Origin of the sequence: Thermus islandicus DSM 21543, from assembly GCF_000421625.1 — a bacterium.
Classification (GTDB): Bacteria; Deinococcota; Deinococci; order Deinococcales; family Thermaceae; genus Thermus; species Thermus islandicus.
The window spans coordinates 71,727-93,047 of record NZ_ATXJ01000004.1 but is presented as its reverse complement, the minus strand read 5'-3'; the positions used below and the strand labels follow the sequence as shown (position 1 = coordinate 93,047).

The 21,321-nt window shown below is 69.4% G+C and carries 22 protein-coding genes; 6 read left to right on the top strand and 16 right to left on the bottom strand.

Annotated features, from left to right (window positions below):
- Positions 1 to 40: 40 nt before the first annotated feature.
- From H531_RS0105700 to H531_RS0105690, 3 genes are read right to left on the bottom strand one after another with little or no spacing between them, the layout of a single operon-like run.
- Positions 41 to 1,273, bottom strand: coding sequence for a murein hydrolase activator EnvC family protein (locus tag H531_RS0105700; protein ID WP_022798401.1), 1,233 nt, complete (start codon positions 1,271 to 1,273; stop codon positions 41 to 43).
- 1 nt (position 1,274) lies between these two features.
- Entirely contained in the window at positions 1,275 to 2,129 is an 855-nt protein-coding gene (locus tag H531_RS0105695) for a cell division protein FtsX (RefSeq protein WP_022798400.1), read from the bottom strand.
- A 36-nt stretch (positions 2,130 to 2,165) separates the two neighbouring features.
- Positions 2,166 to 2,651 carry a peroxiredoxin gene (locus H531_RS0105690; RefSeq protein WP_022798399.1) on the bottom strand — a complete coding sequence of 162 codons (486 nt, stop codon included), beginning with the start codon at positions 2,649 to 2,651 and terminating at the stop codon, positions 2,166 to 2,168.
- Positions 2,652 to 2,753: 102 nt separating this feature from the next.
- On the opposite strand from H531_RS0105690, the gene H531_RS0105685 reads away from it, so the two are divergent.
- The gene (locus H531_RS0105685) at positions 2,754 to 2,999 is read left to right on the top strand and encodes a hypothetical protein (protein WP_022798398.1); all 246 of its coding nucleotides are present in this window, start codon (positions 2,754 to 2,756) and stop codon (positions 2,997 to 2,999) included.
- 16 nt (positions 3,000 to 3,015) lie between these two features.
- Here H531_RS0105685 and H531_RS0105680 read toward each other — a convergent pair whose 3' ends face one another.
- Genes H531_RS0105680 through H531_RS0105655 form a run of 6 tightly spaced genes read right to left on the bottom strand, consistent with a single transcriptional unit; the run spans position 3,016 to position 8,919 of the window.
- A complete protein-coding gene (locus H531_RS0105680) occupies positions 3,016 to 3,948 on the bottom strand; it encodes a vWA domain-containing protein (protein WP_033399285.1) in 933 nt (310 codons plus the stop codon).
- Positions 3,945 to 4,865 carry a vWA domain-containing protein gene (locus H531_RS0105675; protein WP_022798396.1) on the bottom strand — a complete coding sequence of 307 codons (921 nt, stop codon included), beginning with the start codon at positions 4,863 to 4,865 and terminating at the stop codon, positions 3,945 to 3,947. Before H531_RS0105675 ends, H531_RS0105680 begins: the two co-directional genes overlap by 4 nt.
- Positions 4,832 to 5,704 carry a DUF58 domain-containing protein gene (locus tag H531_RS0105670; protein WP_022798395.1) on the bottom strand — a complete coding sequence of 291 codons (873 nt, stop codon included), beginning with the start codon at positions 5,702 to 5,704 and terminating at the stop codon, positions 4,832 to 4,834. Before H531_RS0105670 ends, H531_RS0105675 begins: the two co-directional genes overlap by 34 nt.
- Positions 5,670 to 6,704: an AAA family ATPase gene (locus H531_RS0105665; RefSeq protein ID WP_022798394.1), complete on the bottom strand. Its 1,035-nt coding sequence runs from the start codon at positions 6,702 to 6,704 to the stop codon at positions 5,670 to 5,672. The genes H531_RS0105670 and H531_RS0105665 overlap by 35 nt, the downstream gene beginning before the upstream one ends.
- A 59-nt stretch (positions 6,705 to 6,763) precedes the next feature.
- Positions 6,764 to 7,861, bottom strand: coding sequence for a zinc-dependent alcohol dehydrogenase (locus tag H531_RS0105660; protein ID WP_022798393.1), 1,098 nt, complete (start codon positions 7,859 to 7,861; stop codon positions 6,764 to 6,766).
- Positions 7,858 to 8,919 (bottom strand): class II aldolase/adducin family protein, encoded by a 1,062-nt coding sequence (locus tag H531_RS0105655; RefSeq protein WP_022798392.1) that lies wholly within the window; start codon positions 8,917 to 8,919, stop codon positions 7,858 to 7,860. Before H531_RS0105655 ends, H531_RS0105660 begins: the two co-directional genes overlap by 4 nt.
- A gap of 44 nt (positions 8,920 to 8,963) precedes the next feature.
- On the opposite strand from H531_RS0105655, the gene H531_RS0105650 reads away from it, so the two are divergent.
- Entirely contained in the window at positions 8,964 to 9,947 is a 984-nt protein-coding gene (locus H531_RS0105650; RefSeq protein ID WP_022798391.1) for a P1 family peptidase, read from the top strand.
- On the opposite strand, the gene H531_RS0105645 is transcribed toward H531_RS0105650, so the two are convergent.
- Entirely contained in the window at positions 9,924 to 10,931 is a 1,008-nt protein-coding gene (locus H531_RS0105645; protein ID WP_022798390.1) for a S1C family serine protease, read from the bottom strand. The genes H531_RS0105650 and H531_RS0105645 overlap by 24 nt on opposite strands.
- A 94-nt stretch (positions 10,932 to 11,025) precedes the next feature.
- Between H531_RS0105645 and H531_RS0105640 the strand changes: the two genes are divergently transcribed.
- Positions 11,026 to 12,348, top strand: coding sequence for an acetyl-CoA hydrolase/transferase family protein (locus H531_RS0105640; protein ID WP_022798389.1), 1,323 nt, complete (start codon positions 11,026 to 11,028; stop codon positions 12,346 to 12,348).
- Positions 12,349 to 12,524: 176 nt separating this feature from the next.
- Here the strand turns inward: H531_RS0105640 and ppsA are convergent, their stop codons facing one another.
- Positions 12,525 to 14,888 carry a phosphoenolpyruvate synthase gene (ppsA, locus tag H531_RS0105635; RefSeq protein WP_022798388.1) on the bottom strand — a complete coding sequence of 788 codons (2,364 nt, stop codon included), beginning with the start codon at positions 14,886 to 14,888 and terminating at the stop codon, positions 12,525 to 12,527.
- A 136-nt stretch (positions 14,889 to 15,024) separates the two neighbouring features.
- Here ppsA and H531_RS0105630 point away from each other — a divergent pair, with 136 nt between their 5' ends.
- Entirely contained in the window at positions 15,025 to 15,846 is an 822-nt protein-coding gene (locus H531_RS0105630) for a pyruvate, water dikinase regulatory protein (RefSeq protein ID WP_022798387.1), read from the top strand.
- Here H531_RS0105630 and H531_RS12860 read toward each other — a convergent pair.
- The gene (locus tag H531_RS12860) at positions 15,843 to 16,973 is read right to left on the bottom strand and encodes an MFS transporter (RefSeq protein ID WP_022798386.1); all 1,131 of its coding nucleotides are present in this window, start codon (positions 16,971 to 16,973) and stop codon (positions 15,843 to 15,845) included. The two genes, H531_RS0105630 and H531_RS12860, sit on opposite strands and share 4 nt — an antisense overlap.
- Before the next feature lie 204 nt (positions 16,974 to 17,177).
- Between H531_RS12860 and H531_RS0105620 the strand changes: the two genes are divergently transcribed.
- A complete protein-coding gene (locus H531_RS0105620) occupies positions 17,178 to 17,609 on the top strand; it encodes an OsmC family protein (protein ID WP_022798385.1) in 432 nt (143 codons plus the stop codon).
- Here the strand turns inward: H531_RS0105620 and H531_RS0105615 are convergent.
- From H531_RS0105615 to H531_RS0105605, 3 genes are read right to left on the bottom strand one after another with little or no spacing between them, the layout of a single operon-like run.
- Positions 17,606 to 18,334: a zinc ribbon domain-containing protein gene (locus tag H531_RS0105615; protein ID WP_028490670.1), complete on the bottom strand. Its 729-nt coding sequence runs from the start codon at positions 18,332 to 18,334 to the stop codon at positions 17,606 to 17,608. The two genes, H531_RS0105620 and H531_RS0105615, sit on opposite strands and share 4 nt — an antisense overlap.
- On the bottom strand, positions 18,322 to 18,939 hold the full coding sequence (locus H531_RS0105610; protein ID WP_022798383.1) for an MBL fold metallo-hydrolase: 618 nt from the start codon (positions 18,937 to 18,939) through the stop codon (positions 18,322 to 18,324). Before H531_RS0105610 ends, H531_RS0105615 begins: the two co-directional genes overlap by 13 nt.
- Positions 18,936 to 19,628, bottom strand: coding sequence for a sulfurtransferase (locus tag H531_RS0105605; RefSeq protein ID WP_022798382.1), 693 nt, complete (start codon positions 19,626 to 19,628; stop codon positions 18,936 to 18,938). The genes H531_RS0105610 and H531_RS0105605 overlap by 4 nt, the downstream gene beginning before the upstream one ends.
- A 98-nt stretch (positions 19,629 to 19,726) precedes the next feature.
- On the opposite strand from H531_RS0105605, the gene H531_RS0105600 reads away from it, so the two are divergent.
- A complete protein-coding gene (locus H531_RS0105600) occupies positions 19,727 to 20,194 on the top strand; it encodes an Hsp20/alpha crystallin family protein (RefSeq protein ID WP_028490669.1) in 468 nt (155 codons plus the stop codon).
- Between the two features lie 47 nt (positions 20,195 to 20,241).
- Here H531_RS0105600 and H531_RS0105595 read toward each other — a convergent pair whose 3' ends face one another.
- Positions 20,242 to 21,312, bottom strand: coding sequence for a cystathionine beta-lyase (locus tag H531_RS0105595; RefSeq protein ID WP_022798380.1), 1,071 nt, complete (start codon positions 21,310 to 21,312; stop codon positions 20,242 to 20,244).
- Between the last annotated feature and the right edge of the window lie 9 nt (positions 21,313 to 21,321).

The window sequence follows — 21,321 nt, the reverse complement described above, 5'->3', positions numbered from 1 at the left end:
TTCTGGGGCCCCCGCTCGGGCGAAAGCCAGAGCGGGGCATTTAGTAGTAGGCCGAGGGGTCCACGAAGCGGGTTTCCTCGCCCACCCGCACGGCCACGCGGAACTCCAACTCCTCGGGGCGGATGAGAAGGCCGCCCCCCGTGTAGCCCAAAAGCTGGCCCCGGCTCACCCGCTGCCCCTCGGCCACGAGGGGCTCCTGCAGGTTGGTGTAGACGGTGGAAAGGGTTTCCGTGTGGACCACCATCACGGTGTAGCCCAGGTTGGGCAGGTAGAGGATGCCCGCCACGTACCCCTCCGCCGCCGCCTGCACGGGGCTTCCCGGGGCGGGTCCCTGGATCACCTGGAAGGGTCCCTCCTGGCCATAGGGCACCAGCACCCTTCCCCCGGGCACGGGAAAGGCCAGGCGGCCCACGGTGGCCGGAAGCGGCGGAGGAGGCACCACCACCTGAGGGGGGGGTCTCTGGGCCGCCTCCCGGCGCCGCCTTTCCTCCTCTTGCCTTTGGAGCTCCAAAAGCCTCCGCCTTTCGGAGAGCACCCGGGCCTGGATCTGGGACAGGGCGCGTTGCAGGCGCTCGCGCTCGGAAAGGGCGTCCCGCAAGAGGGCCTTCTTGCCCTCCGCCTCCCGCCTTAGGGCGTCCAGGGTGGAGAGGAGGTACCTCCGCTCCTCCTCCAGCCTGGCCTGGGTGGCCGCCAAGGCCTTTTCCTTTTCCGAAAGGTCGGCGAGGAGGAGGCGCAGGCGCTCCCGCTCCTCGTTCAGGGCCTTCAGGGTGGCCTGGAAGCGGCGCACCAGCTCGGCGTCCTGCCGGGAGATATACCCCACCCAGCGCGCCCGGACCGCCAGGTCGGCGAAGGACTGGGCGCGAAGAAGGGGAAGGTAGCGCCCGGCCCGCTCGCGATGGAGGCTTTGCATGAGGGCCTGGAGGCGCTCCTTGAGGGCGGCCAGATCCCGCTCCAGCTCGGCGATGCGGGCCTCCGTCTCCTGGACGGCCCTTCTCAGCCGAGCGATCTCCTGGCGCAGGGCGGCCCGCTCCCCTTCCAAGCGGGCGATCTCCCCCTCGAGGCGGGCCTTTTCCCCAAGGAGGTTCCGCACCCTCTGGGAAAGGCGGGAGAGTTCCTGGTTCAGCCTCTGGATGCGGGCCTGGGCCTCCCGCTCCAGCCTCTGGGCCCGGGCCGCCTCCGCTTCCAGGCTTCGCACCCGCCTTTCCTGGGTGGCCAGGTCCTGGCCCAGGGCCAGGAGGGAGAGGAGCACCCAGAGCCCGATCCAGAACCGCACCCTAACCCTCCTTGAGGTAGGCCCGGCTGGCCAGGTAGGCCCCGCTCGCCCCGAGCAGGACGGCGAGCCACAGGACCAGGAGTCCGGTCTGGAGCAGGTCCCTAGGGCCCAGCACGGGCAGGAAGGGGAGGAGGGCCTGAAGGGCCTGGCTCAGGGCCAGGTACAGCCCCCCTCCCGCAAGCACCGCCAGGAGGCCGGCGCTAAGGGTGAGGAGGGTGCCTTCCAGCACAAAGGGGGCCTGGATGAAGCGCCGCGTGGCCCCCACCAGGAGCATGATGGAGAGGGCCTCCTTGCGGCTTTCCACGGAAAGGCGGATGGAGCCCATGACGCTGAAGAAGGTGTTGAGCAGGAGGAGGCCCACCAGGAGGACCATGGCCAGCCGGCTGCCCGAGAGCACCTGCACCAGTCGCTCCGTGAGCTCGCCCCCGTACTCCACCCCCTCCACGCCGGGAAGGCGCTTCAGGCGCTCCGCCACGGCGCGCACGGCCCCCGGGGCCTCGAGGCGGAGGCGCAGGGTGTCGGGGAGGGGGTTTTCCACCAGGTCCTTGGCCTCGGCCAGGTAGGGGTAGTCCAGGACCAGCTGGGCCAGGGCCTCCTCCTTGGTCTGGAGGCGTACCTCCCTCACCTCGGGCCAGGCCTGGATCTCCGTGAGGAGGGCCTCCACGTTGGCCCCCTTTTGGAGGAAGGCGGCCACCTCCAGCTCCCTTTCTAGGCTTTGGACCACCTTTTCCAGATTCCACAGGAGAAGGCCCAGGAAGTAAAGGAGGGAGAAGGAGACCAAGGCGGTAAAGAAGGTGGCGAGGCTGGCGGTGGGGTGGCGGAGGATCTGCCTTAGGGCCTCGCGGGTGGCGTACACGCCCTATATCTTAAGCCCCCTCCGTGAGAAGCGGCTTTAGCGGTTCCTTTCCTTAAGGTAGGCCAGCACGGTGTCCGCGTCCTTGAAGGGGTTCACGTTCCGCCAGATCCGCTCCACCCGCCCTTCGGGGTTGAGGAGGACGGTGTCCCGGCGGTAGAAGCCGAAGAGGCTCGGCACCCCGTAGGCCCGGGCAAGGCGCCCGTCGGGGTCGGGGATCATGCTGCCCCTTAGGGAAAGCTTCTCCACGAAGTCGCACTGTTCGGCGGCGGGGTCGTGGCTCACCCCGTAGACCCTGGCCCCGAGCCTCTGGAACTCGGGGTAAAGCTCCGAATACCGCTTGGCCTGGGCGGTGCACCCGGGGCTTTTGGCCTTGGGGTAGAACCAGAGGACCACGTAGCTTCCCCTTAGGTCCACGGGGCGGCCGTAGCTGTCCTGGGCCTCGAGGAGGGGGGCCTTGTCCCCGGGGGAGAGGGCGGCGGCCCGGAGGAAGCCCAGGCAGAGGAGGAAGGCCGTGGCGCGCATGGGGCCAGCCTAGGGGAAGGCCCGCCCGAGGAAGGTGGCCTGGGGGACAAAGGGTGTCCGGCGCCCTTTTCCCTCCCGGCAGGGCGGGGTTAAGGTGGGTGCATGCGGTCCTTCCTTCTGGGCCTTGCCCTGGGAGGGCTTTTGGGGGCGGGAGCCGCCTGGATGGCGCGGGGGCCAGGGCCGGGCGGCAGTCCCGTCCAGCTTCCCCCACCGGGGGAGGGGGCCTGTGAGCCCCAGGTCTACCTCTTCCGGGACGGCCAGTTTTTCCGCCTGCTTCCTGTGCCCGGTGGGGAGCCCCGGGAGCTCTTCCCGGTGGAGCCCGTGCCCAACCCCTTCGGGGGCTCCTAGGGGCCCCGGCCGGGGCTTAAAGGGGACTAAGGTAGCGCCTCAGGGCGACCCCCAGAAGGGCCAAAGCGCCGCCCAAGGTCCCCAGGAGCCCCGTGGCCTCCTGGGGGCGGACCTCCAGGCGCACCTCCTTGGCCAGGTCCAAGTAGACGCGGGCGAGCTCCTCCTCGGAGCGCACCAGAAACCGCTTCCCTCCCGTGAGCTCGGCGATGGCCCAGAGCAGCTCCTCGTCCACCTCGTAGGCCCCAGGGAAGGGGCCGAAGCCCAGGGCGGGGTCTTCGGGCCCCGGGGTCCAGCCCGGGACCCCTACCCCCACGGTGTGGACCCGAACCCCCATCCTCTGGGCCTCCCCCGCGGCCTCGAGGGGGTCTATCCCGGTGCGGTTGCGGCCGTCGGTGAGGAGGAGGACCTCCCCCTTGCCCCCGGCCTCCCGGAGGTTCCTCAGGGCCTCCAGGATCCCTTCCCCAATGGCGGTGGAGCGGCCGAACTCCAGGCTTTCCAGGCTCTCCAAGAGGCGCCTGCGGTCGGTGGTGGGGGGGTGGACGGTCTGGGCGAAGCCGCTGAAGGCCACCAGGCCCACCCGAAGTTCCCTCGGGGCCGCTCGCAGGAAGGCGCGGGCGGCCCCCTTGGCGGCCTCGAGGCGGTTGGGCTTGAGGTCGGTGGCCATCATGCTCCGGCTCACGTCCACCGCCAGGATGACCGCGTTCTCGCTGACCCGGCCCGGGAGGAGGAGGAGGGGCTTTGTGGCGGCCAGGGCCAGGAGGAGGAGGCCGAGGGCGAAGAGGGCCGGGGGGAGCCAGGGCAGGGGCCCCTTGGCCTCCCGGGCCGCCTCCCGGAGGAGGGGCAGAAGGGGGTGCGGGAGGACGGCCCGGGGACTTCTCCGGTAGAGGCCGAGGAGGAGGAGGCCAAGGAGGAGGAGCAGGCTCAAGGCCTCGGGGGCTTGCAGGCTCACGGCCACCTCCCTTCCCGGGCGAGGGTGAGGTAGGCCCCGAAGGCGAGGAGGAGGAAGCCCCCCACCACGAGGCTTTGAGAAAGGTCTTTGGGGCTTTGCCGCCACGCGTAGCGGGGCTTAAGGGCCTGGTACAGGGGGCGGAAGTCCTCCTGGAGGACGGCGCCCCCCGTGACCTGGGCCAGGCGGAGGAGGCGGGAGGGATCGGCGGGCACGAAGTAGAGCCCCTCCCCGATCCGGCTCACCGCGCCCCGAGGGTCCCCCAGGGGGCGCACGAAGACGGGAAGCCCCGCCCGGCCGAGCTCCGCCGCCGCCTCCAGGGGGTCTTGCCCGGCGTTCGCGGCCCCGTCGGAAAGGAGGAGGACGGCGGCGGGGGGTTTCTCCTGGGGAAGGTCCCACTCCGGGCCCTCGGGCCTCAGGAGGCGCTTCGCCTGGAGGAGGCCGGGGCCTAAGGGGGAGGTGCCCCCGGGCTTGAGGCCCTGGAGGGCCTCGAGGAGGGCGTGGCGGTCCCGGGTGGGGGAGAGGACCAGGACCGCCTGGGGTCCGAAGCTCACGAGCCCTACCCGCACCGAGGGGTCCAGGCCCCTGAGGAAACCCTTGGCCAGAGCCTTGGCCCTCTCCAGGCGGCTCGGGGCCTCGTCGTCGGCGGCCATGGAGTGGCTGGTGTCCACCACCAGGACCACTTGGGTAAGGTTCTCCCGCCAGGGCAGGGGGGCCTCCGGCCTTCCCGCCGCCAGAAGGAGGAGGAGGGGGGCCAGGAGGTAGGGGAGGGGAAGGGGCCTGGGCCGGGGGGCGAAGGCGGGGTCCAGGGCCCGGAGGAGGCGCCGCCTTCCCGCCCGCTCGGCGAGCCAGACCAAGGCCCCGCCGAGGCCTAGGAGGAAGAGGCCTAGGAGGAGACCTTCCGGGCTTTGAAGGGCCACCTCCGCCTCCTTTCCACCAAGCCCAGGAGGAGGGGGACCGGTTCCATCTCCGTGGAGGCCAGAAGGAGGTCGGCCCCGGCCCTCCCGATCTCCCGGAAGCGGGCCTGCCGGAGGGCCTCCGCCCTGGCCCGGTAGGCCTCCCGCACCCTCGGGTCCAGGGTGTTCACCTCCACCCGCCCTCCGGTCTCCGGGTCCAAGAAGCTCAGGAGGCCGGCTTCGGGCAGGGCCCGCTCCCAGGGGTCCTCCACCAGAACCGCCACCACGTCGTGCCGGGCCGCGAGGCGGACCAGGGCTGAGTAAAAGGGATCCAGGAAATCCGAAAGGACGAAGACCAGGCTCCGCCGCCGGGCCACGCGGGAGAGGAGGTCCAGCCGTTCCCCCAAAGGGGTGGGGTCCGGCAGCCCCTCGAGGGCCGCCCGAGCCAGGGCCAGGGCCACGGGCCGCCCTCCCCTGGGGGGCAGGAGGCGCCCCGAGACCACCCCCCCTACCCGGTTCCCGTGCCTTAAGGCGATGTAGGCGAAGGCCAGGGCCAGCTCTGAGGCCAAGGCGTACTTGGTCCGCCTTCGCGAGCCAAAGCGCATGGAAGGGCTCCCGTCCAGGAGGAGCCACAGGGTGAGCTCCCTCTCCTCCCGGAAGCGACGGACGTGGAGCTCCCCGGTGCGGGCGGTGGCGGGCCAGTCTATGCGCTCTGCCTCGTCCCCGGGGGCGTAGGGGCTGACCTCGGCCAGCTCCAGGCTCTTCCCGTAGAAAACCCCCCGGTAGTCCCCGAAGAGGAGGCCGTCCAGGGGCCGGACCACCTTGAGCTCAAGCCTCCGCAGCAGGGCCTCGGGCGTCTCCATAGGGGTCCCTCAGGGGCACGAAGGGGGGCGGGAAGGCCTCGAGGATCCGGTCCAGGAGGGCCTCGGGCCCCACCCCTTCCGCCAGGGCCTGGTAGGAGAGGACGAGGCGGTGGCGCAGGGCGTCCTTGAAGAGGTCCCGGACGTCTTCCGGAAGGGCGTAGCCCCGTCCGCGGAGCAGGGCCAGGGCCTTGGCCCCCTGGACCAGGGCCAGGGAGGCCCGGGGGCTTCCCCCGAAGAGCAGAAGGCCCCGCAGCTCCTTAAGCCGCCCCTCGGGGCGCCGGGTGGCCCGGACCAGGGCCACCGCGTACTCCGCCACCTTGGGGTGGACGTAGACCCGGTCGGCGAGGCGGGAGAGGGCGAGGAGGTCCTCAAGGGAGAGGACGCTTTCCGCCCGGATCTCCTCTCCCGTGGTCATGCGGCGCACGATCTCCAGCTCCTCGTGGAAGGCGGGGTAGTCCACCACCACCTTGAGGAGGAAGCGGTCCAGCTGGGCCTCGGGGAGGGGGTAGGTACCCTCGCTCTCTATGGGGTTCTGGGTGGCGAGGACGAGGAAGGGCTGGGGCAGGGGGTAGGTCTCCCGGCCCAGGGTCACCTGCCGCTCCTGCATGGCCTCGAGGAGGGCGGACTGGACCTTGGCCGGGGCCCGGTTGATCTCGTCGGCCAGGAGGAGGTGGGCGAAGATGGGGCCGAGCTCCGTCCTGAACTCCCCCTCCTTGGGATTGTAGACCCGCGTGCCCAGGAGGTCGGCGGGCACCAGGTCGGGGGTGAACTGGACCCGCCGGAAGCTTCCCCCTAGGGCCTCGCCCAGGGTCTTCACCGCCAGGGTCTTGGCCAGGCCCGGCACCCCCTCCACGAGGAGGTGGCCCCGGGCCAGGAGGGCCACCAGCATCCTCTCCAGGAGGAGGTCCTGGCCCACGATGACCCGCTTGACCTCCTTGAGGAGCGCCTGCAGCCTCTCCTGGGCCTTTTCAAAGGGGTTTTCCTGGCTGCCTTCCCGCATGGGGTCCCCGCTGGGCTATGCCCTGTAGTCTAGCCCGGAAGGGGGCTTTCCCTTGGGGCCTAGGCCACATTTCCCGGGCGGAAGAGGGCCTTGCCCCGGGCGGCGAGGGCTTCCCGCCAGGCCTCCAGGGGGAAGACGCCTCCCACGAGGGCCTCGAGGCCCTCAAGCTCCTTGAGGAGGGCCACGGCCTGGCCGAACTCCTCCCGGGTGTAGGTGTAGCTCCCCACGAGGGCCACCTCCTTGAACCAGAAGGGGGAGAGGTCCGCCCACTCCAGGCCCGGGGCGCCCAAAAGGAGCACCCTGCCCCCCTCCCGGGCGAGGGCGAGGGCCTCCCGGAAGCCCTTGCCGCTTCCCGAGGCCTCCACCACGGCCTCGTACCCGCCCCTATGCCCCTCAAAGAGGAGGTAGCGGTAGCGCTTGGCCCGCTCCAGGAGGGCCTCCTTGGCCGAGGGGAAGACCTGATCCGCTCCGAAGGCCTTCGCCCTTTCCGCCTGGTGGGCGTACTTGGCCACGGCGAAAAGCCTCCCCGTGTAGCCCAGGGCCCTTAGGAGCCTGACCGCGAGGAGGCCGAGGGTGCCCATGCCCAGGACCAGCACCTCCTCCGGCCAGGGCCTGAGCTTCCCTAAGCCCCTAAGGACCACCGCCAAAGGCTCGGCGAAGACGGCCCTTTCCTCGGGGACGCCCTGGGGGATGGGGTAGAGCCTCTCGGGCCGGGCCAGGGTCCACTCCCCCCACCCCCCCGGGAGGTCCCGGTTGTAGCCCAGGATCCCTGGGGCCAAAGGGCCTTCCGCCAGGTTTTGGCAGAGCCCCTCCTCCCCCCTTTGGCACATGGGGCAGGGGGGAAGCCCCCGGTCATGGCAAGCGAGGAGGGGGTTCACTGCCACCAGGCTTCCCCCCACCTCCCCCAGGATCTCGTGGCCCAAGACGGCGGGGAAGGAGAAGAAGGGGCTTAGGGAAGGGGGGCTTTTCCCGTAGAGGAGGGCGAGGTCCGAGCCGCAGACGCCGCTTAGCCTCACCCTCACCCGCACGAACCCCTCCCGTTCGGAAAGGGGCACCTCCTTAAGGGCGAGGGGCAGAAGCCCTTTAGGGAAGCGTTTGCCCAGAAGCCTCGCCCCGAAGAAGCGGGGGAGGGAAGGGGTATAGACGAGGGCCCTCATGTCATGGGCACGGTGCGGATGAGCTTCCCCTCAATCCTTTCCAGGATCTCGTCCAGGCTTTTCCCGGTGATGGTAAGGCCGTGGTTCTTGAGGCCCACCACCGCCCGGGTGGGGTCAGGGGCCTCCCGCACCTTCTCCGCCACCGCCTGGGCCAGCTCGTAGGTGCCGCAGGGGTAGTTGAAGGGGGTGGCGGGCACCCCCTCCATCCAGGCGTGCACGTGGAGGATGGCCCCCACCCCGGGGTGTTCCCGGTAGATCATCCAGTGCTCTATGGCGTCCACGCTCACCCGCCTCGGCTCCACGTGGGGGGGGACGGAGAGGAGGATGGCGTTCCTCTTGGGGTCATAGCCCTTCACCATGAGGATGTCCCGGCCGATCTCCTTGAGGTTCGCTTTGTCCACGCCGCTCGCCGACATCCAGAAGCGCCTTTCGTCCTTGCGCACGGAGAGGTTCCCATAGGAGAGCCCGCCGATACCGTAGAGCCGTTTCACGTGCCTCAGGTCCTCGGGGGAGAGGATCTCCTCTATGGGGAAGGGGGCGGGGAGGAGGTCCCACGCTTTCAGCTTTTTCCCTGCCCGGGACATGCTCTCCGTGAGCGCGTCCCCCTGCCAGAGCTCGGGCTCGAGGTCCGGCTCAAAGAGGTTGTTTATGACCAAGCGGCTGCAAGCGATGGGCCTAAGGCGCTCCGCCACCCGCTCGTAAAACCCCTCCCCCTCGGGCTCCCCGTAGTGGCCGAGCTCCAGGGTGAGGAACTTCACGCCCTTCCCCGGCACATAGGCCAGGAGGACGTTGGAGAGCGCCCGGACCAGATAGGGGTAAAGCTCCCTCAGGGGATCTTCGGGGAAGTCCTTGAGCTCCAGGACCGAGGCCACGAAGGTGGCCTGGGCCTTGCGGCGGTAGGGCCGGGGGTTTTCCGGGGTGATGGCGTTCAGGACGAGGTTCGGGGCCTCGGCCTCGGGGCTATGGCGGAAGCCCCGGGCCTCGAGGGCCCTCCCCACCCCTTCCAGAAAGGGCTTAAGGGCGGGCGTTGGTTCCCCGTGGATCAGGTATTCCCACATGGCGCCTCCTTGTCCCGGGCACTAGGCTACCCCATACTGGCCTCATGGCGGAAGCGCTTTGGGGGGAAAAGGCCCTCCTCCCCGGGCTTCGGGTAGGGCACTTCACGGACCGGGAGGCCCTTACCGGGTGCACCGTCCTCCTGGTGGAGGAGGGGGCGGTGGCGGCGGTGGACGTGCGGGGGGCGGCCCCGGGCACCCGGGAGACCGACCTCCTCGCTCCCGAGAACACCGTGGAAAGCGTCCAGGCCGTCCTCCTCACCGGAGGGAGCGCCTTCGGCCTCGCCGCCGCCGAGGGGGTGGTGCGCTACCTGTGGGAAAGGAGGAAGGGCTTCCCTACCCCGGGAGGTGTGGTGCCCATCGTGCCTGCGGCGGTGCTTTACGACCTGGGGCGGGGGAAGGCCTTCAGGCCCCCGGGGGCGGAGGCGGGGTATCGGGCCTCCCTCGCCGCGGGGAAGGAGGTGGCCGAGGGGAGCGTGGGGGCGGGGACGGGGGCCATGGCGGGCGGGGTGAAGGGGGGAGTGGGCCTTGCAGGCTACCTCCTGGAGGAGGGCTTTAGGGTCATGGCCCTGGCGGCGGTGAACAGCCTCGGCCGCCCCTTTGACCCCCTCTCGGGGAGGCTTTACGCCGAGGGGCTCCTCGCCCCTGAGGAAAGGGCCCTCCTCCCGGACCTCTCCCGTTACCGGGGGCAGGAGGAGGACTACCGCTACCCCTTCCTCCTAGGCCAGCACACCACCCTCGCCATAGTGGCCACGGACGCTCCCCTCTCCAAAGCCCAGGCCAAAAGGCTCGCCATCATGGCCCAAGACGGCCTCGCCCGGGCCCTCCGCCCCGCCCACACCCCCCTGGACGGGGACCTGGTCTTCGCCCTGGCCCTGGGGGAGGGAAGGGGGGTGGCGCTTCCCCTCCTCCTCCGCCTCGGAGCCTACGCCGCCGACGCCCTCGCCCGGGCCATCGCCCGGGGGGTGCTGTTGGCGGAGGGTCTGGGCTTTCCCACCTACCCCAGCTTAGCGTCCAGGGAAGGGGCTTAGGAGGACCTCTACCCGGAGGATCTCTGTGCCCCGCCGCACGGAAAGCAGGACCCGGTCCCCCACCTGGTGCCTGCGTACTTCACGGAGGAGGTCTTCAAAGCTGTTCACAGGGACGCCATTCACCTCGAGGATCACGTCCGGTACCCCGCCCGACTCCAGGCCCTTAAGGCCCGCCCGGTGGGCAGCTCCCCCCGGCACCACCTCCCCCACCAGCACGCCTCCAGGGGGGAGGCTGAGCTCCCGGGCAAGCTCGGGGGTGAGGGCCCGGGGGCCCCGGAGGCCCAGGTACGGCCAATAGCTCCGCTCCCCCCTTTCCAGGCCTGCCAGAAGTTCCTTCCTGCCGAAAAGGGGGGTGAAGTAGCTCCGGAAGCCCTCCTCCGTCTGCCCGATGGCCACCGCTATGCCCAGAACCCGGCCCTCGGCGTCCAACACCGGCCCCCCCGAGTCCCCTGGGGCCAGGGGCAGGGAGGTTTCCACTAGGCCCTGGGGCAGGAAGGGGGAGGGGCTTACCCCGAGCCGGGTCACCCGGCCGTAGCGGGGGGCGATGAACTGGCCGCGGCCGTTGCCCATGTGCAGGAGGGCCTCGCCCACCCTGGGGGGGCGGGAGAGCTCCAGGGGGAGGGTGAGGGGGGCGGCCTCGCCCACCGCCTCCAGAACCGCTAGGTCAAAGGGCTCATGGAAGCCCATGACCCTGGCCTCTGCCTGTTTTCCGTTCGCCAGCCGGAGGGCAAAAGGCCCTCCCTCGGCCACCACGTGGTAGGCGGTGAGGAGGAGGCGGGGAGCGTAGAAGAAGCCCGTTCCCCTTCCGCCCTCCCGGTCCTGTACCTGGACCACCGCGGGGTGGAGGCGGGTGTAGACCTCCTGCAGGCGCTCTGAGGGGGCCTGGGCCCTTTCCGCCCAGAGGACGTCCGGGGGGTGGGTAAAGAAGAACCAGAGGGCAAGCCCAAGGGGCCCCAGCCAGAGAAGAGGCCTGAGCCTAGCCATGCCCCATTCTCCTCTCCGGCCCCGGGGGATTAGGGTGGCCTGGGTTACGGGGGCTTAGGGCATCTGTCCCCCCTAGGGGCCTTAAGCTGGGGCCATGGGACGCACCCGGACCGGCAAGGCCCTGACGCGATCCGAGGTGGAAAGGGCCTATTTAAAAAAGCGGGTGCCCCTCGAGGAGGCCGTCTCCCGCATCCGTTCGGGCTGGCGGATCTACGTCTCCGGAAACGCGGCCACCCCCATCCCCTTCCTTAGGGCCCTCGCCGCCCGGGAGGACTTGGAAGGGGTGGAGCTGGTCCACGTGCTCCAGCTGGGGGAGGATCCCTTCCAGGGGCTGCCCCCCGGCCGCTTACGCCGCAAAAGCCTCTTCGTGGGCCCTGCGGACCGGGAGGCGGTGAACCAGGGGCGGGCGGATTACGTTCCCGTACACCTCCACCAGGTGCCCTGGCTCTTCCAGCGGGGCCTCCTTCCCCTGGACGCCGCGGTGGTGGTGGTGAGCCCTCCCGACGAGTACGGCTTCCTCTCCCTGGGGGTGGAGGTCATCGCCAGCCGGGCCGCCCTCGAGGCCAGTCCCTTCACCCTGGGCCTGGTCCACCCCCGGATGCCCAGGACCCTGGGGGACACCTTCGTCCACGTCTCCCGCTTCTCCCTCCTGGCGGAGGTGGACTACCCCCTGCCCACCCTGGAGAGGGGAGGCTACAGCGACCTCGAGGCCCGGATCGGGGCCCATGTGGCGGGGCTGGTGGAGGACGGGGCCACGCTGCAGCTCGGCATCGGGGGCATTCCCAACGCCGTTTTGGCCCAGCTCAAGGGGCACAAGGACCTCGGGGTGCACACGGAGATGATTTCCGACGGCCTTCTGGAACTTTTGGAGCTCGGGGTGATCACGGGGGCGCGCAAGACGCTGCATCGGGGCAAGGTGGTGGGCACCTTCGTCCTGGGCTCCGAGCGGCTTTACCGCTTCGTGGACGACAACCCCCTGTTTGAGCTCCACCCGGCGGACTACGTGAACGACCCTCAGGTCATCGCCAAAAACGCCCGGATGACCGCGGTGAACTCGGCCCTGGAGGTGGACCTCACCGGCCAGGTGTGCGCCGACTCCCTCGGCACCTACATCTACTCCGGCTTCGGGGGCCAGGCGGACTTCATCCGCGGAGCCGCCGCAAGCCCTGGGGGAAAGCCCATCATCGCCCTGCCCTCGGTCACCTCCCGGGGGCTTTCCCGCATCGTCCCCCTCCTCAAGCCGGGGGCGGGGGTGGTCACCACCCGGGCCGACGTGCACTACGTGGTCACGGAGTGGGGGGTGGCGGAGCTCTTCGGCCGCTCCCTTAGGGAAAGGGCCAAGGCCCTGATCGCCGTGGCCCATCCGGAACACCGGGAGGCCCTGAGGCGGGCGGCCCGGGAGCGGGGGCTTTTGTGAGGATGCCCAAGTGTCCGCACGTGGGTTTCGCAACATGGGATGGCCAAACTGGGCTGTAGGCAGGCCCTTTTGCAGGTCCTTAAAAACCTCGCGGGGACTTTCTGCCGGCGCCCCCATGCGGGCCCAAGCCCGCATGGGCGGTATGACCCTCCGGCTTGCGCCGCGGCGTTTTCCTCCTAGGGAGCCTCGAGGCGTTCGGCCAGGAAGAGCCAGGTCTCGAGGACCGCGTCGGGGTTCAGGGAGAGGCTGTCTATGCCCTCCTTCACCAGCCAGAGGGCGAACTCGGGGTCGTCCGAGGGGCCTTGGCCGCAGATGCCGATGTACTTCCCCATCCTCTTGGCCGCCTGGATGGCCCGTTGGATGAGAAACCGCACCGCGGGGTCTTGCTCGCTGAAGAGGTCCGCTACCAGCCCCGAGTCCCGGTCCAAGGCCAGGGTGAGCTGGGTAAGGTCATTGGAACCAATGGAAAATCCGTCCACGTGCTCCAGGAACTCCTCGGCGAGGATGGCGTTGGAGGGCACCTCGCACATCATGATCACCCGAAGGCCCTCCATGCCCCGCTGCAGGCCGTGGGTCCGCATGACCTCCAGCACCGCTTTAAGCTCCCCCACGGTGCGCACAAAGGGGATCATGACCTCCACGTTGGTGAGGCCCATGGCCTCCCGCACGTAACGGATGGCCTCGCACTCCAGGGCGAAGGCCTGGGCGAAGAAGGCCGAGCGGTAGCGGGAAGCGCCCCGGAAGCCTAACATGGGGTTTTCCTCCTTGGGCTCGTACAGCTCCCCGCCCAGGAGGTGGGCGTACTCGTTGGACTTGAAGTCGGAAAGGCGGACGATCACGGGGTGGGGGGCGAAGGCGGCGGCGATGGTGCCGAGGCCCTCCGCGAGCTTTCTCACGTAGAAGGTGCGGGGGTCAGGGTAGCCCGCGGTGCGCTTGGCGATCTCCTCCGGCAGGGGAGGGGGGAGGTTGGGGTAGTCCAGGATGGCCTTGGGGTGGATCCCGATGGTGTTGCCGATGATGAACTCCACGCGGGCAAGCCCCACCCCGCTGTGGGGGAGCTGGGCGAAGGCGAAGGCCCTTTCAGGGCTGGCCACGTTCATCATGATCCTCACCGGGAGCTTGGGCATCCGGTCCAGTTCTATCCGCTGCACCTCGTAGCGCAAAGCCCCCCGGTACACCTTGCCCACATCCCCTTCGGCGCAGGAAACCGTGACCGTTTCCCCGTCCGGGATCCTCTGGGTAGCCCCTTCGGCCCCCACCACCGCGGGGATGCCGAGCTCCCGGGAGACGATGGCCGCATGGGAAGTGCGCCCACCCCGGTTGGTGACGATGGCCGCAGCCCGCTTCATGATGGGCTCCCAGTCGGGATCGGTAGCGTCCGTAACCAGCACATCCCCGGGTTCCACCTTGTGCATTTCCTTGGGGCTTAGGACGATCCGGGCCCTACCCGTGGCGATCCGGTTCCCCACGCTCCGGCCCACCACCAGGACCTCCCCTTTCTCCCGCAGGGTGAAGCGCTCCATGACCCGCCCCGCACGGCTTTGCACCGTTTCCGGCCTGGCCTGCACCAAATAGAGTTCCCCGGTAAGCCCGTCCTTGGCCCACTCAATGTCCATGGGTCGGCCGTAATGCTCCTCCACTAGGAGGGCTTGGCGGGCCAGGGCCTCCACCTCCTCGTCGGCCAGGCAGAAGCGCCGCCGATCCTCCTCCGGCACGGCGACCACCCGGGTCGTGCCTTCCCCTGCCTCTAGGACCATCTTTTGCGCCTTGCTCCCCAGGTGGCGGCTCAGGATGGCGGCCTTGCCCGCCTTTAGGGCGGGCTTGTACACATAAAACTCGTCCGGGTTGACCGCCCCTTGGACCACCATCTCCCCTAGGCCGTAGCTCGCGGTGAGGAAGATCACCTCCCGGAAGCCCGATTCCGTGTCCAGGGTAAAGAGGACCCCGCTGGCCGCCAGGTCGCTCCGCACCATGCGCTGGATCCCGGCGGAAAGGGCCACCTCCTCGTGGGCAAAGCCGTGGTGGGCCCGGTAGGCGATGGCCCGGTCGGTGTATAGGGAGGCGAAGACCTTTTTCACGTAGCGGAGGACGTTTTCTGCCCCCTTCACCCCGAGGAAGGTTTCCTGCTGTCCGGCGAAGGAGGCTTCGGGAAGGTCCTCCGCTGTGGCCGAGGACCGAACCGCCACCAAAACCCCAGGGCCAAAGCGGGCCTCCAGCTTCCCGTAGGCCTCGCGGAGGGCAGCCTCCAGTTCGGGGGGCATTTCTCCTTCCTCCACCCGCCTGCGGATCTCGGCCCCGGTCCTCGCCAGGGCCACCACGTCGCTTACGTCCAAGTCCTTGAGGCGCCTTTGGATCTCCTCTTCCAGCCGGTTGTGCCGGAGGTAAAGGCGGAAGGCCCAGGCGGTGGTGGCGAACCCCTCGGGGACCTTGATCCCCAGGGCGCTTAGATTGCGGATCATCTCCCCCAAGGAGGCGTTTTTCCCGCCCACCTCTTCCACATCGGCCATGCTCAGGGTCTCAAACCAGCGGATCAGCTCCATGCCTGCCCCCTCTCCTAGCTAAGCTAACCCTGGGGGGTGTGGGACGGCCCCGGTGTAGGCGCATCCTACCCCACCTTTCCGTGTAACCGTGCCCATACACCGGTTCTCGGCCCCGGATACCGGTAAGCTTAGGGCCATGCCCCAGCGCGCTGTGTTCATCGTTTCCGATCATACTGGGATCACCGCCAGCGAGGTGGCCCGGAGCCTCCTCGCCCACTTTGAGGAGGTGGCGTTTGCCTATCGGCTCCGCCCCTTCTGCGACAACGAGGCCAAGGTCCAGGCTGTGGTCCTGGAGATCCTGGAGGCCTACCGGGCCCAGGGGGCACGCCCCATCGTCTTCAGCACCCTGACCGAGGCCCGCCTTTTCGCCCTCCTCGAGGCCACCCCTGCTTTGGTCTTTGACCTCTTTAGGCCCTACCTCAAGGCCCTCGAGGCCGAGCTCGGCGTGGAGCCCAAGCCCCGGGTGGGCCGGGTGCACAGCGTGGGGGACCTGTCCGCCTACCTGAGGCGGATGGAGGCGGTGGAGTTCGCCCTGGCGGCGGACGACGGCCTGGGGGTGGAGCGCTACCCCGAGGCCGAGGCTATCCTGGTGGGGGTTTCCCGGGTAGGGAAGACCCCGACCTCCCTCTTCCTCGCCCTTCACTACCAGGTCCGGGCCGCCAACTACCCCTTGGCCGAAGACGATTTCCTCCGCTCCGAACTCCCTAAGCCCATCCAACCCTTCCGCGCCAAGCTCTTCGGCCTCACCATAGACCCCTTCCGCCTCCACCAGATCCGCACCGCCCGCAAGCCGGGAAGCCGGTACGCCTCCTTAGAGCAGTGCCGTTACGAGGTAGCCCGCGCCGAGGCCTTGTTTAAGGCCCACGGGATTCCTTACCTGGACACCACCCATGCCTCGGTAGAGGAGATCGCCACCGCTATCCTACAACGCCTGGGGCTGCCCCGGGGGCTCGGCTAAGGAGCCTTTGGCCGCTCCCAAAGCGCCCCGCCCCGGGTCGCCCAGGCCAGGAGGAGAAGGCCCGCACCCGCTCCGCCCATCGCCCAGGACAGCTCCCCAGAGCCTACCCCGGCCAGGAGGGCGCCCAGGACATAGCCCCCGTCCCGGAAGAAGCGGTAGAGGCCGAGGGCCGTGGCCCGCTCCGCTTGGGGCGTACGGTCGGCCACCCAGGCGATCAGGGTAGGGTAGGCCATGCTGGTCCCGAGGCCCAGGAGAAAGGCGGCGAAAAGCGCCCCCCCTAGGCCCAGGGGGAGGGCGAGGAGGACGAGCCCGAGCCCCTGGACCGCCATCCCTCCCGTGATGAGGGGGGCGCGGCCCTGACGGTCGGAAAGGGGCCCGAAGAGGAGCTGTCCTCCGGCCCAGACCAGGGGGTAGAGCCCGGCCACCAGGCCGATCTCCGCTGGGCCCAGCCCCCGGCCGGAGAGGAGGAGGGGCAGGCTAAGCCAGGCCAGCCCGTCCTTGAAGTTGGTGGCCATTCCTAGGAGGCTGGCCACGCCGATGCCGCGGACGAGGCGGAGCTTTGGGGGAGCGAGGGGCCGGTGGGTTTCCCGCACCCCAAGGGAAAGGGCAAGGCCGAGAAGGGCAACCCCCAGGCCGAGGTAAAAGGGCGCGGGGCAAAGGCCTTTAGCCTCGGCCACCACCCCCGTGAGCAAGGCCAGAAGGCTGACCCCGAGGTAGCCGGCGAACTCGTTGACCCCGGCGGCCACCCCGCGGCGGTGCGGGGGAACCAGGTCCACCATCATGTTCACGGTCATGCTCCAGGCCAGGGCCTGGTTCACCCCCAGGAGGAGGTTGGCGGCCACCACCAGGTCCCAGGAGGGGGCAAGGATGAGGAGGAGGGGCACCGGCACCCCCAGGGCCCAGCCCAAAAGCAGCACCCCTTTGCGTCCGATGCGGTCGGCCAGCGCCCCGGCGAAGAGGTTGAAGAAGGCCTTGGTGAGCCCAAAGGAGAGGACGAACCCACCTAGGGCTAGGCCCTTTTCCAGGCCGAAAACCTGCTGGGCCAGGAGGGGCACCACGGTCCTTTCCATCCCCACCATCCCCCCCACGAGGAGGTTGATGAGGGCAAGAAACCAGAAGAGCTTCATCCTCCTAGGCCCAGGTTGGCCGCCCGGAGGTGGGGAAGGGTACGGCGCAGGCCAAGGCGCTGGGCAGAAGCATGGCATGCCCGGTTAAGCCCTGTCAAGCGCTTCCCTTTGGGGTGCTTTCGCCTGGCGGAACCGGGACGGGTTTGTGACCCGGGGCGGGGCTGAGGGGGCCCCACCTGGGGTATCTTGGCCCTGGAGGTGCGTATGCCGGTCCGTAAAGCCGAAGCGGTTTGGGAGGGCGGGTTGCGCTCAGGTAAGGGGACTATGAAGCTTCATAGCCAGGCCTTCGCGGGGCCCTACTCCTTCCCCTCCCGGTTTGAGGAGGGGGAGGGGACCAACCCCGAGGAGCTCATCGCCGCCGCCCACGCGGGGTGCTTCTCCATGGCCCTCTCGGCGGCTCTGGAGCGGGAGGGATACACCCCGAAGCGGGTGGCCACCGAGGCCCGGGTGCACCTGGAGATGGTGGAAGGGAGGCCCACCCTCACCCGCATTGAGCTGGTCACCGAGGCAGAGGTGCCGGGGATCAGCCCTGAGAAGTTCCAAGAGATCGCCCAGGCGGCCAAGGAGGGGTGCCCGGTGTCTAGGGCCCTGGCGGGGGTCAAGGAGATTGCCCTCCAGGCCCGCCTGGTGGGCTAGGTTCCCTTCCAGAGGAGGCGGCCGCAAGAGGGGCAGCGGGTGAGCTGCCCCTGGACCACCTTCTGGGCCACGTGGGTGGGGAGGACCACGTTGCACCCCTCGCAGCGGAAGACCTGGCCCTGGGGGAGCATGCGCACCACCCCCGTTCCCCTCTTGGCCCGGCGGATGGCCTCGTACTCGCGGAGCACCGGGGCGGGGATGCCCTGGGCCATGGCCTCCCGCTCCTCCTTGAGCTTCAGGATCTCCCCCTCGAGGGCCTCCACCCGCCTGGCGTTCTCTTGGAGGAGCTCCTCCAAGCGCGGCCGGAGGCCGGAAAGGGCCTCCTCCACCCGGGCGATCTCGGCCTCCACCTCCTCCATGGCCTCCATGATGGGAGTGGAGAGCTCCAAAAGCTCCCGGATGCGGTCCTTGATCTGCTGGATGCGGTTTTCGTACTGGGTCTGTTCGCGGGCGCTCTGCGCCTGGCGCTGTTCCGCCTCCGCCTGCTTTTCCTTGGCGGTGAGGTCCTCTATGTCCAGGCTGTGCCGGGTGTAGCTCTTGCGCAGCTCCGCCTGCCGCTCCAAAAGCTCAGCGAGTTCCGCCTCCAAGGCCTCCACCCGGGCTTGCACGGAGAGGAGCTCCTCGGGGAGGCTCTCCGCTTCTTTTCGCAATCGGTCTATCTCCAGGTCCTTCTCCTGAAGCGCGTAGAGTGCCCTCAGTGCCTCCGCCCCGTTCACGCCTCCCATTCTAACCCGGCGAGGAAGGGGTTGGTCCGGGCCTCCAGGGCCAGGGTGGTCTCGGGGCCGTGCCCGGGGCGGATTCGGGTCTTTGGGGGAAGGGTGAGAAGCCGCTTCAGGGAGCGGAAGAGAGCCTTGGGGTCGGCCCCGGGCAGGTCGTAGCGGCCGATGCTCCCCCGGAAGAGGAGGTCTCCCGAAAAGACCTCCCCCTCCCTCAGGAAGGCCACGTGCCCCGGGCTGTGGCCAGGGAGGTGCCAGACAGTGAAGCCGAAGACCTCCAGACCTTCCTCCAGCGGCTGGATGGGGACGGGGGGTGGGGGGACGGCCAGGCCAAAGCGGGCTGCGGCCTCGGGGGCCCGCAGGTACAGGGGCAGGTCCAGGGGGTGGAGGTAGACCGGGAGGTCCAGGGCCTCCACCAGGGGGGCCACGGCCCCTAGGTGGTCAAAGTGCGCGTGGGTGAGGAGGATGGCCTTGGGCGCTAAGCTGGCCTTCTCCGCCAGGGCAAGGAGCCTTTCCGCCTCGTCCCCCGGGTCTATGAAGACGGCCCCTCCCGGGGTTTCCACCAGGTAGGCGTTCTCCTGCAGGGGACCTACGGTAAGGGCGAAGGCCTTCATGGCTCCGTGGGCAGACCTTCCTGCAGCCACTCGTGCATAGACCCCAGGTAGTTCCGGGCCCTGACCCCAAGGCTCCGGAGGACGAAGAAGGCCACGGCGCTCCGGGCCCCGGAGTGGCAGTAGACCCCCACCTCCTGCCCCGGGCTCAGGCCCAGCCGCTCCAGGACCTTTCCGGGTTCCAGGAAGAGCTCTAAGGGGGCGCTCCGGCTTCCCGGGATGCGTCCGCCCCGGGGGCAGCAGGGCGGGTGGACCAGGCCCTGGTGCTCCTCGGGGCTGCGCACATCCAGGAGGAGGGGGTGGCGGGCGGCCTCGTCGGCGGTGAGGAGCCAGTCCCGCCTCAGGCGGGCCACGGTGCCGGTCCGCTCCGGCTTGGGCTCCTCCTTGTCCGTGGCGTGAGGCTCCCAGCCCTCGGTCCAGAGCTCCACCTCGAGCCCTCCGAGGCCCAAGAAGAAGGCGGTGCGGCAGAGGCGGCTGGTGAGCCCCTCATCGTAGAGGACCACGGGGCTCCTCAGGCCCAGGCTCTGAAAAAGCTCGGTGAGGCCGGCCTCGAGGGCCTTCAGCTCCCCCTCTTCCCTTAGGCGGAGCCTGGGGGCGGAGAGGTCCAGGTGGCGGGCCCCGGGCAGGTGGCCTGCCTCGTAGGCGGGGCGGGGCCGGGTGTCCACCAGGACCGCGTCTTTGGGAAGCTCCATGAACCCGATTATAGGCGACTCAGGGGTAAGCTGCATGACCTAAGGGTACTTGACAGATATGGGCGCATATGATATAAGTGCGGATGGAGGTGATTGGTATGGCCCTGGTGCGTAGGGATGCGCGGCCTACGGAGATCACGCCCTTCCGGACCTGGGGTCCGCTCTCCCTCCTGGAGGAGGCCAACCGGCTCTTTGAGGAGGTCCTGGGCGACTTCGGCCGGCCCCTTACCCCCACCTTCGTGGCCCCGGCCGATCTCTACGAGACCGATGAGGCCCTGATCCTGGAGATGGCCGTGCCTGGCCTGGCTCCGGAGGACCTGGAGGTGAGCCTCGAGGGCAACAAGCTCACGGTCCGGGGCCAGGTGAAGCCGGTGGAGGAGGCCCAGGTGCGCCGCTACTACCTCCAGGAGATCCCCCACGGCTCCTTCGTGCGCACCTTCTCCCTGCCGGTGGAGGTGAAGGCGGAGGAGGCCAAGGCCGAGTTCCGCCACGGGATCCTCCGGCTCACCATGCCCAAGGTGGCCGAGGCCCGGGCCAAGCGGATCCCCATTGAGGTGGTCCGGTAAGGCGGGAAGCGCAACCCCCCGGGAGCCCCCGGGGGGTTCACGTCCACTCAGGCCCCTTTGAGGGCCTTTGTGAGCCTCCTGAGCGCTTCTTCCAGCACCTCGGGGTAGGTGGCGAAGTTAAGGCGCACATACCGGTCATACCCTTCCCCAAAGCTTTCCCCAGGGTTCAGGGCCACCCGGGCCTCCCGGAGCAGGCGGGCTGCCGCCTGGGGGAAGGGGGTCTTGAGCCAGGCCAGGTAGGTGCCCTCCGGGGGGAAGTGGGTGAGGCCCACCTCCCGGGCCCAGGCCGCCACCCGGTCCCGGTTGGCCTTGAGCTGGGCGCGCACCCCCTTTAGCCAGGCCTCCCCCTCCTGGAGGGCGGCCTTCCAGGCGGCCAGGGCCAGAACGTTGGGGAAGGTGTGGGGGAGATGGCGCTTGAGGGCTTCCAGGAGGGGAGCGGGCCCCACGGCCGCTCCCAGGGGCAGGCCCGCGAGGTTGTAGGCCTTGCCCGGGCCCAGGAGGGTGAGGGTGCGCTCGGGGAGGAAGCGGGCCAGGGGCAGGTGGGGCCGCTCGTAGGTCAGGGGGGCGTGGAGCTCGTCGGAGACCACGATGAGGTCGTGTTTGCGCGCGATCTGGGCGAGGGCCAGAAGCTCCTCCTCGGTGAAGACCCGGCCCGTGGGGTTCTGGGGGTGGCAGAAGAGGAGGAGCCGGGTGGCGAAGGCGAGCCGCTCCAGACCGGAAAGGTCCAAGCGGTAGCCGGTTTCCGTTTCCTTCAAGGGGTTGGCCAAAACGGTCCGCTTCTGCTCGCGGATGGCAGCGAGGAAGGGGGGATAGATGGGCACCTGGGTCAGCACCCCCTGCCCCGGGGCGGTGAAGGCGGCCACGGCCGCGTAAAGCCCCACCACGACCCCGGGCAGGAAGGCCACCTCCCCCTCGAGGCCGGTCCTCTCCAGCAGGAGGGCCTTGAGCTCCCGATCCCCCTCCCGGGGCGGGTAGCCCAAAAACCCTTCCGCCCGCTCCTTGATGGCCCTTTGGATGGGCTCGGCCACGGGGAAGTCCATGTCCGCCACCCAAAGGGGCAACACGTCCTCGGAATAGGTGCCCCACTTCAGGGAGTCCTTGCGGGGAGGAAGCACCATGAGGGTATC

Excerpts from the sequence above, each read along its gene's own strand:
- H531_RS0105690 (WP_022798399.1), bottom strand. The coding sequence starts at position 2,651 with ATGCGCGCCACGGCCTTCCTCCTCTGCCTGGGCTTCCTCCGGGCCGCC.
- H531_RS0105685 (WP_022798398.1), top strand. The coding sequence starts at position 2,754 with ATGCGGTCCTTCCTTCTGGGCCTTGCCCTGGGAGGGCTTTTGGGGGCG.
- H531_RS0105670 (WP_022798395.1), bottom strand. The coding sequence starts at position 5,704 with ATGGAGACGCCCGAGGCCCTGCTGCGGAGGCTTGAGCTCAAGGTGGTC.
- H531_RS0105665 (WP_022798394.1), bottom strand. The coding sequence starts at position 6,704 with ATGCGGGAAGGCAGCCAGGAAAACCCCTTTGAAAAGGCCCAGGAGAGG.
- H531_RS0105660 (WP_022798393.1), bottom strand. The coding sequence starts at position 7,861 with ATGAGGGCCCTCGTCTATACCCCTTCCCTCCCCCGCTTCTTCGGGGCG.
- H531_RS0105655 (WP_022798392.1), bottom strand. The coding sequence starts at position 8,919 with ATGTGGGAATACCTGATCCACGGGGAACCAACGCCCGCCCTTAAGCCC.
- H531_RS0105650 (WP_022798391.1), top strand. The coding sequence starts at position 8,964 with ATGGCGGAAGCGCTTTGGGGGGAAAAGGCCCTCCTCCCCGGGCTTCGG.
- H531_RS0105645 (WP_022798390.1), bottom strand. The coding sequence starts at position 10,931 with ATGGCTAGGCTCAGGCCTCTTCTCTGGCTGGGGCCCCTTGGGCTTGCC.
- H531_RS0105640 (WP_022798389.1), top strand. The coding sequence starts at position 11,026 with ATGGGACGCACCCGGACCGGCAAGGCCCTGACGCGATCCGAGGTGGAA.
- ppsA (WP_022798388.1), bottom strand. The coding sequence starts at position 14,888 with ATGGAGCTGATCCGCTGGTTTGAGACCCTGAGCATGGCCGATGTGGAA.
- H531_RS0105630 (WP_022798387.1), top strand. The coding sequence starts at position 15,025 with ATGCCCCAGCGCGCTGTGTTCATCGTTTCCGATCATACTGGGATCACC.
- H531_RS12860 (WP_022798386.1), bottom strand. The coding sequence starts at position 16,973 with ATGAAGCTCTTCTGGTTTCTTGCCCTCATCAACCTCCTCGTGGGGGGG.
- H531_RS0105620 (WP_022798385.1), top strand. The coding sequence starts at position 17,178 with ATGCCGGTCCGTAAAGCCGAAGCGGTTTGGGAGGGCGGGTTGCGCTCA.
- H531_RS0105615 (WP_028490670.1), bottom strand. The coding sequence starts at position 18,334 with ATGGGAGGCGTGAACGGGGCGGAGGCACTGAGGGCACTCTACGCGCTT.
- H531_RS0105610 (WP_022798383.1), bottom strand. The coding sequence starts at position 18,939 with ATGAAGGCCTTCGCCCTTACCGTAGGTCCCCTGCAGGAGAACGCCTAC.
- H531_RS0105605 (WP_022798382.1), bottom strand. The coding sequence starts at position 19,628 with ATGGAGCTTCCCAAAGACGCGGTCCTGGTGGACACCCGGCCCCGCCCC.
- H531_RS0105600 (WP_028490669.1), top strand. The coding sequence starts at position 19,727 with ATGGCCCTGGTGCGTAGGGATGCGCGGCCTACGGAGATCACGCCCTTC.
- H531_RS0105595 (WP_022798380.1), bottom strand. The coding sequence starts at position 21,312 with ATGGTGCTTCCTCCCCGCAAGGACTCCCTGAAGTGGGGCACCTATTCC.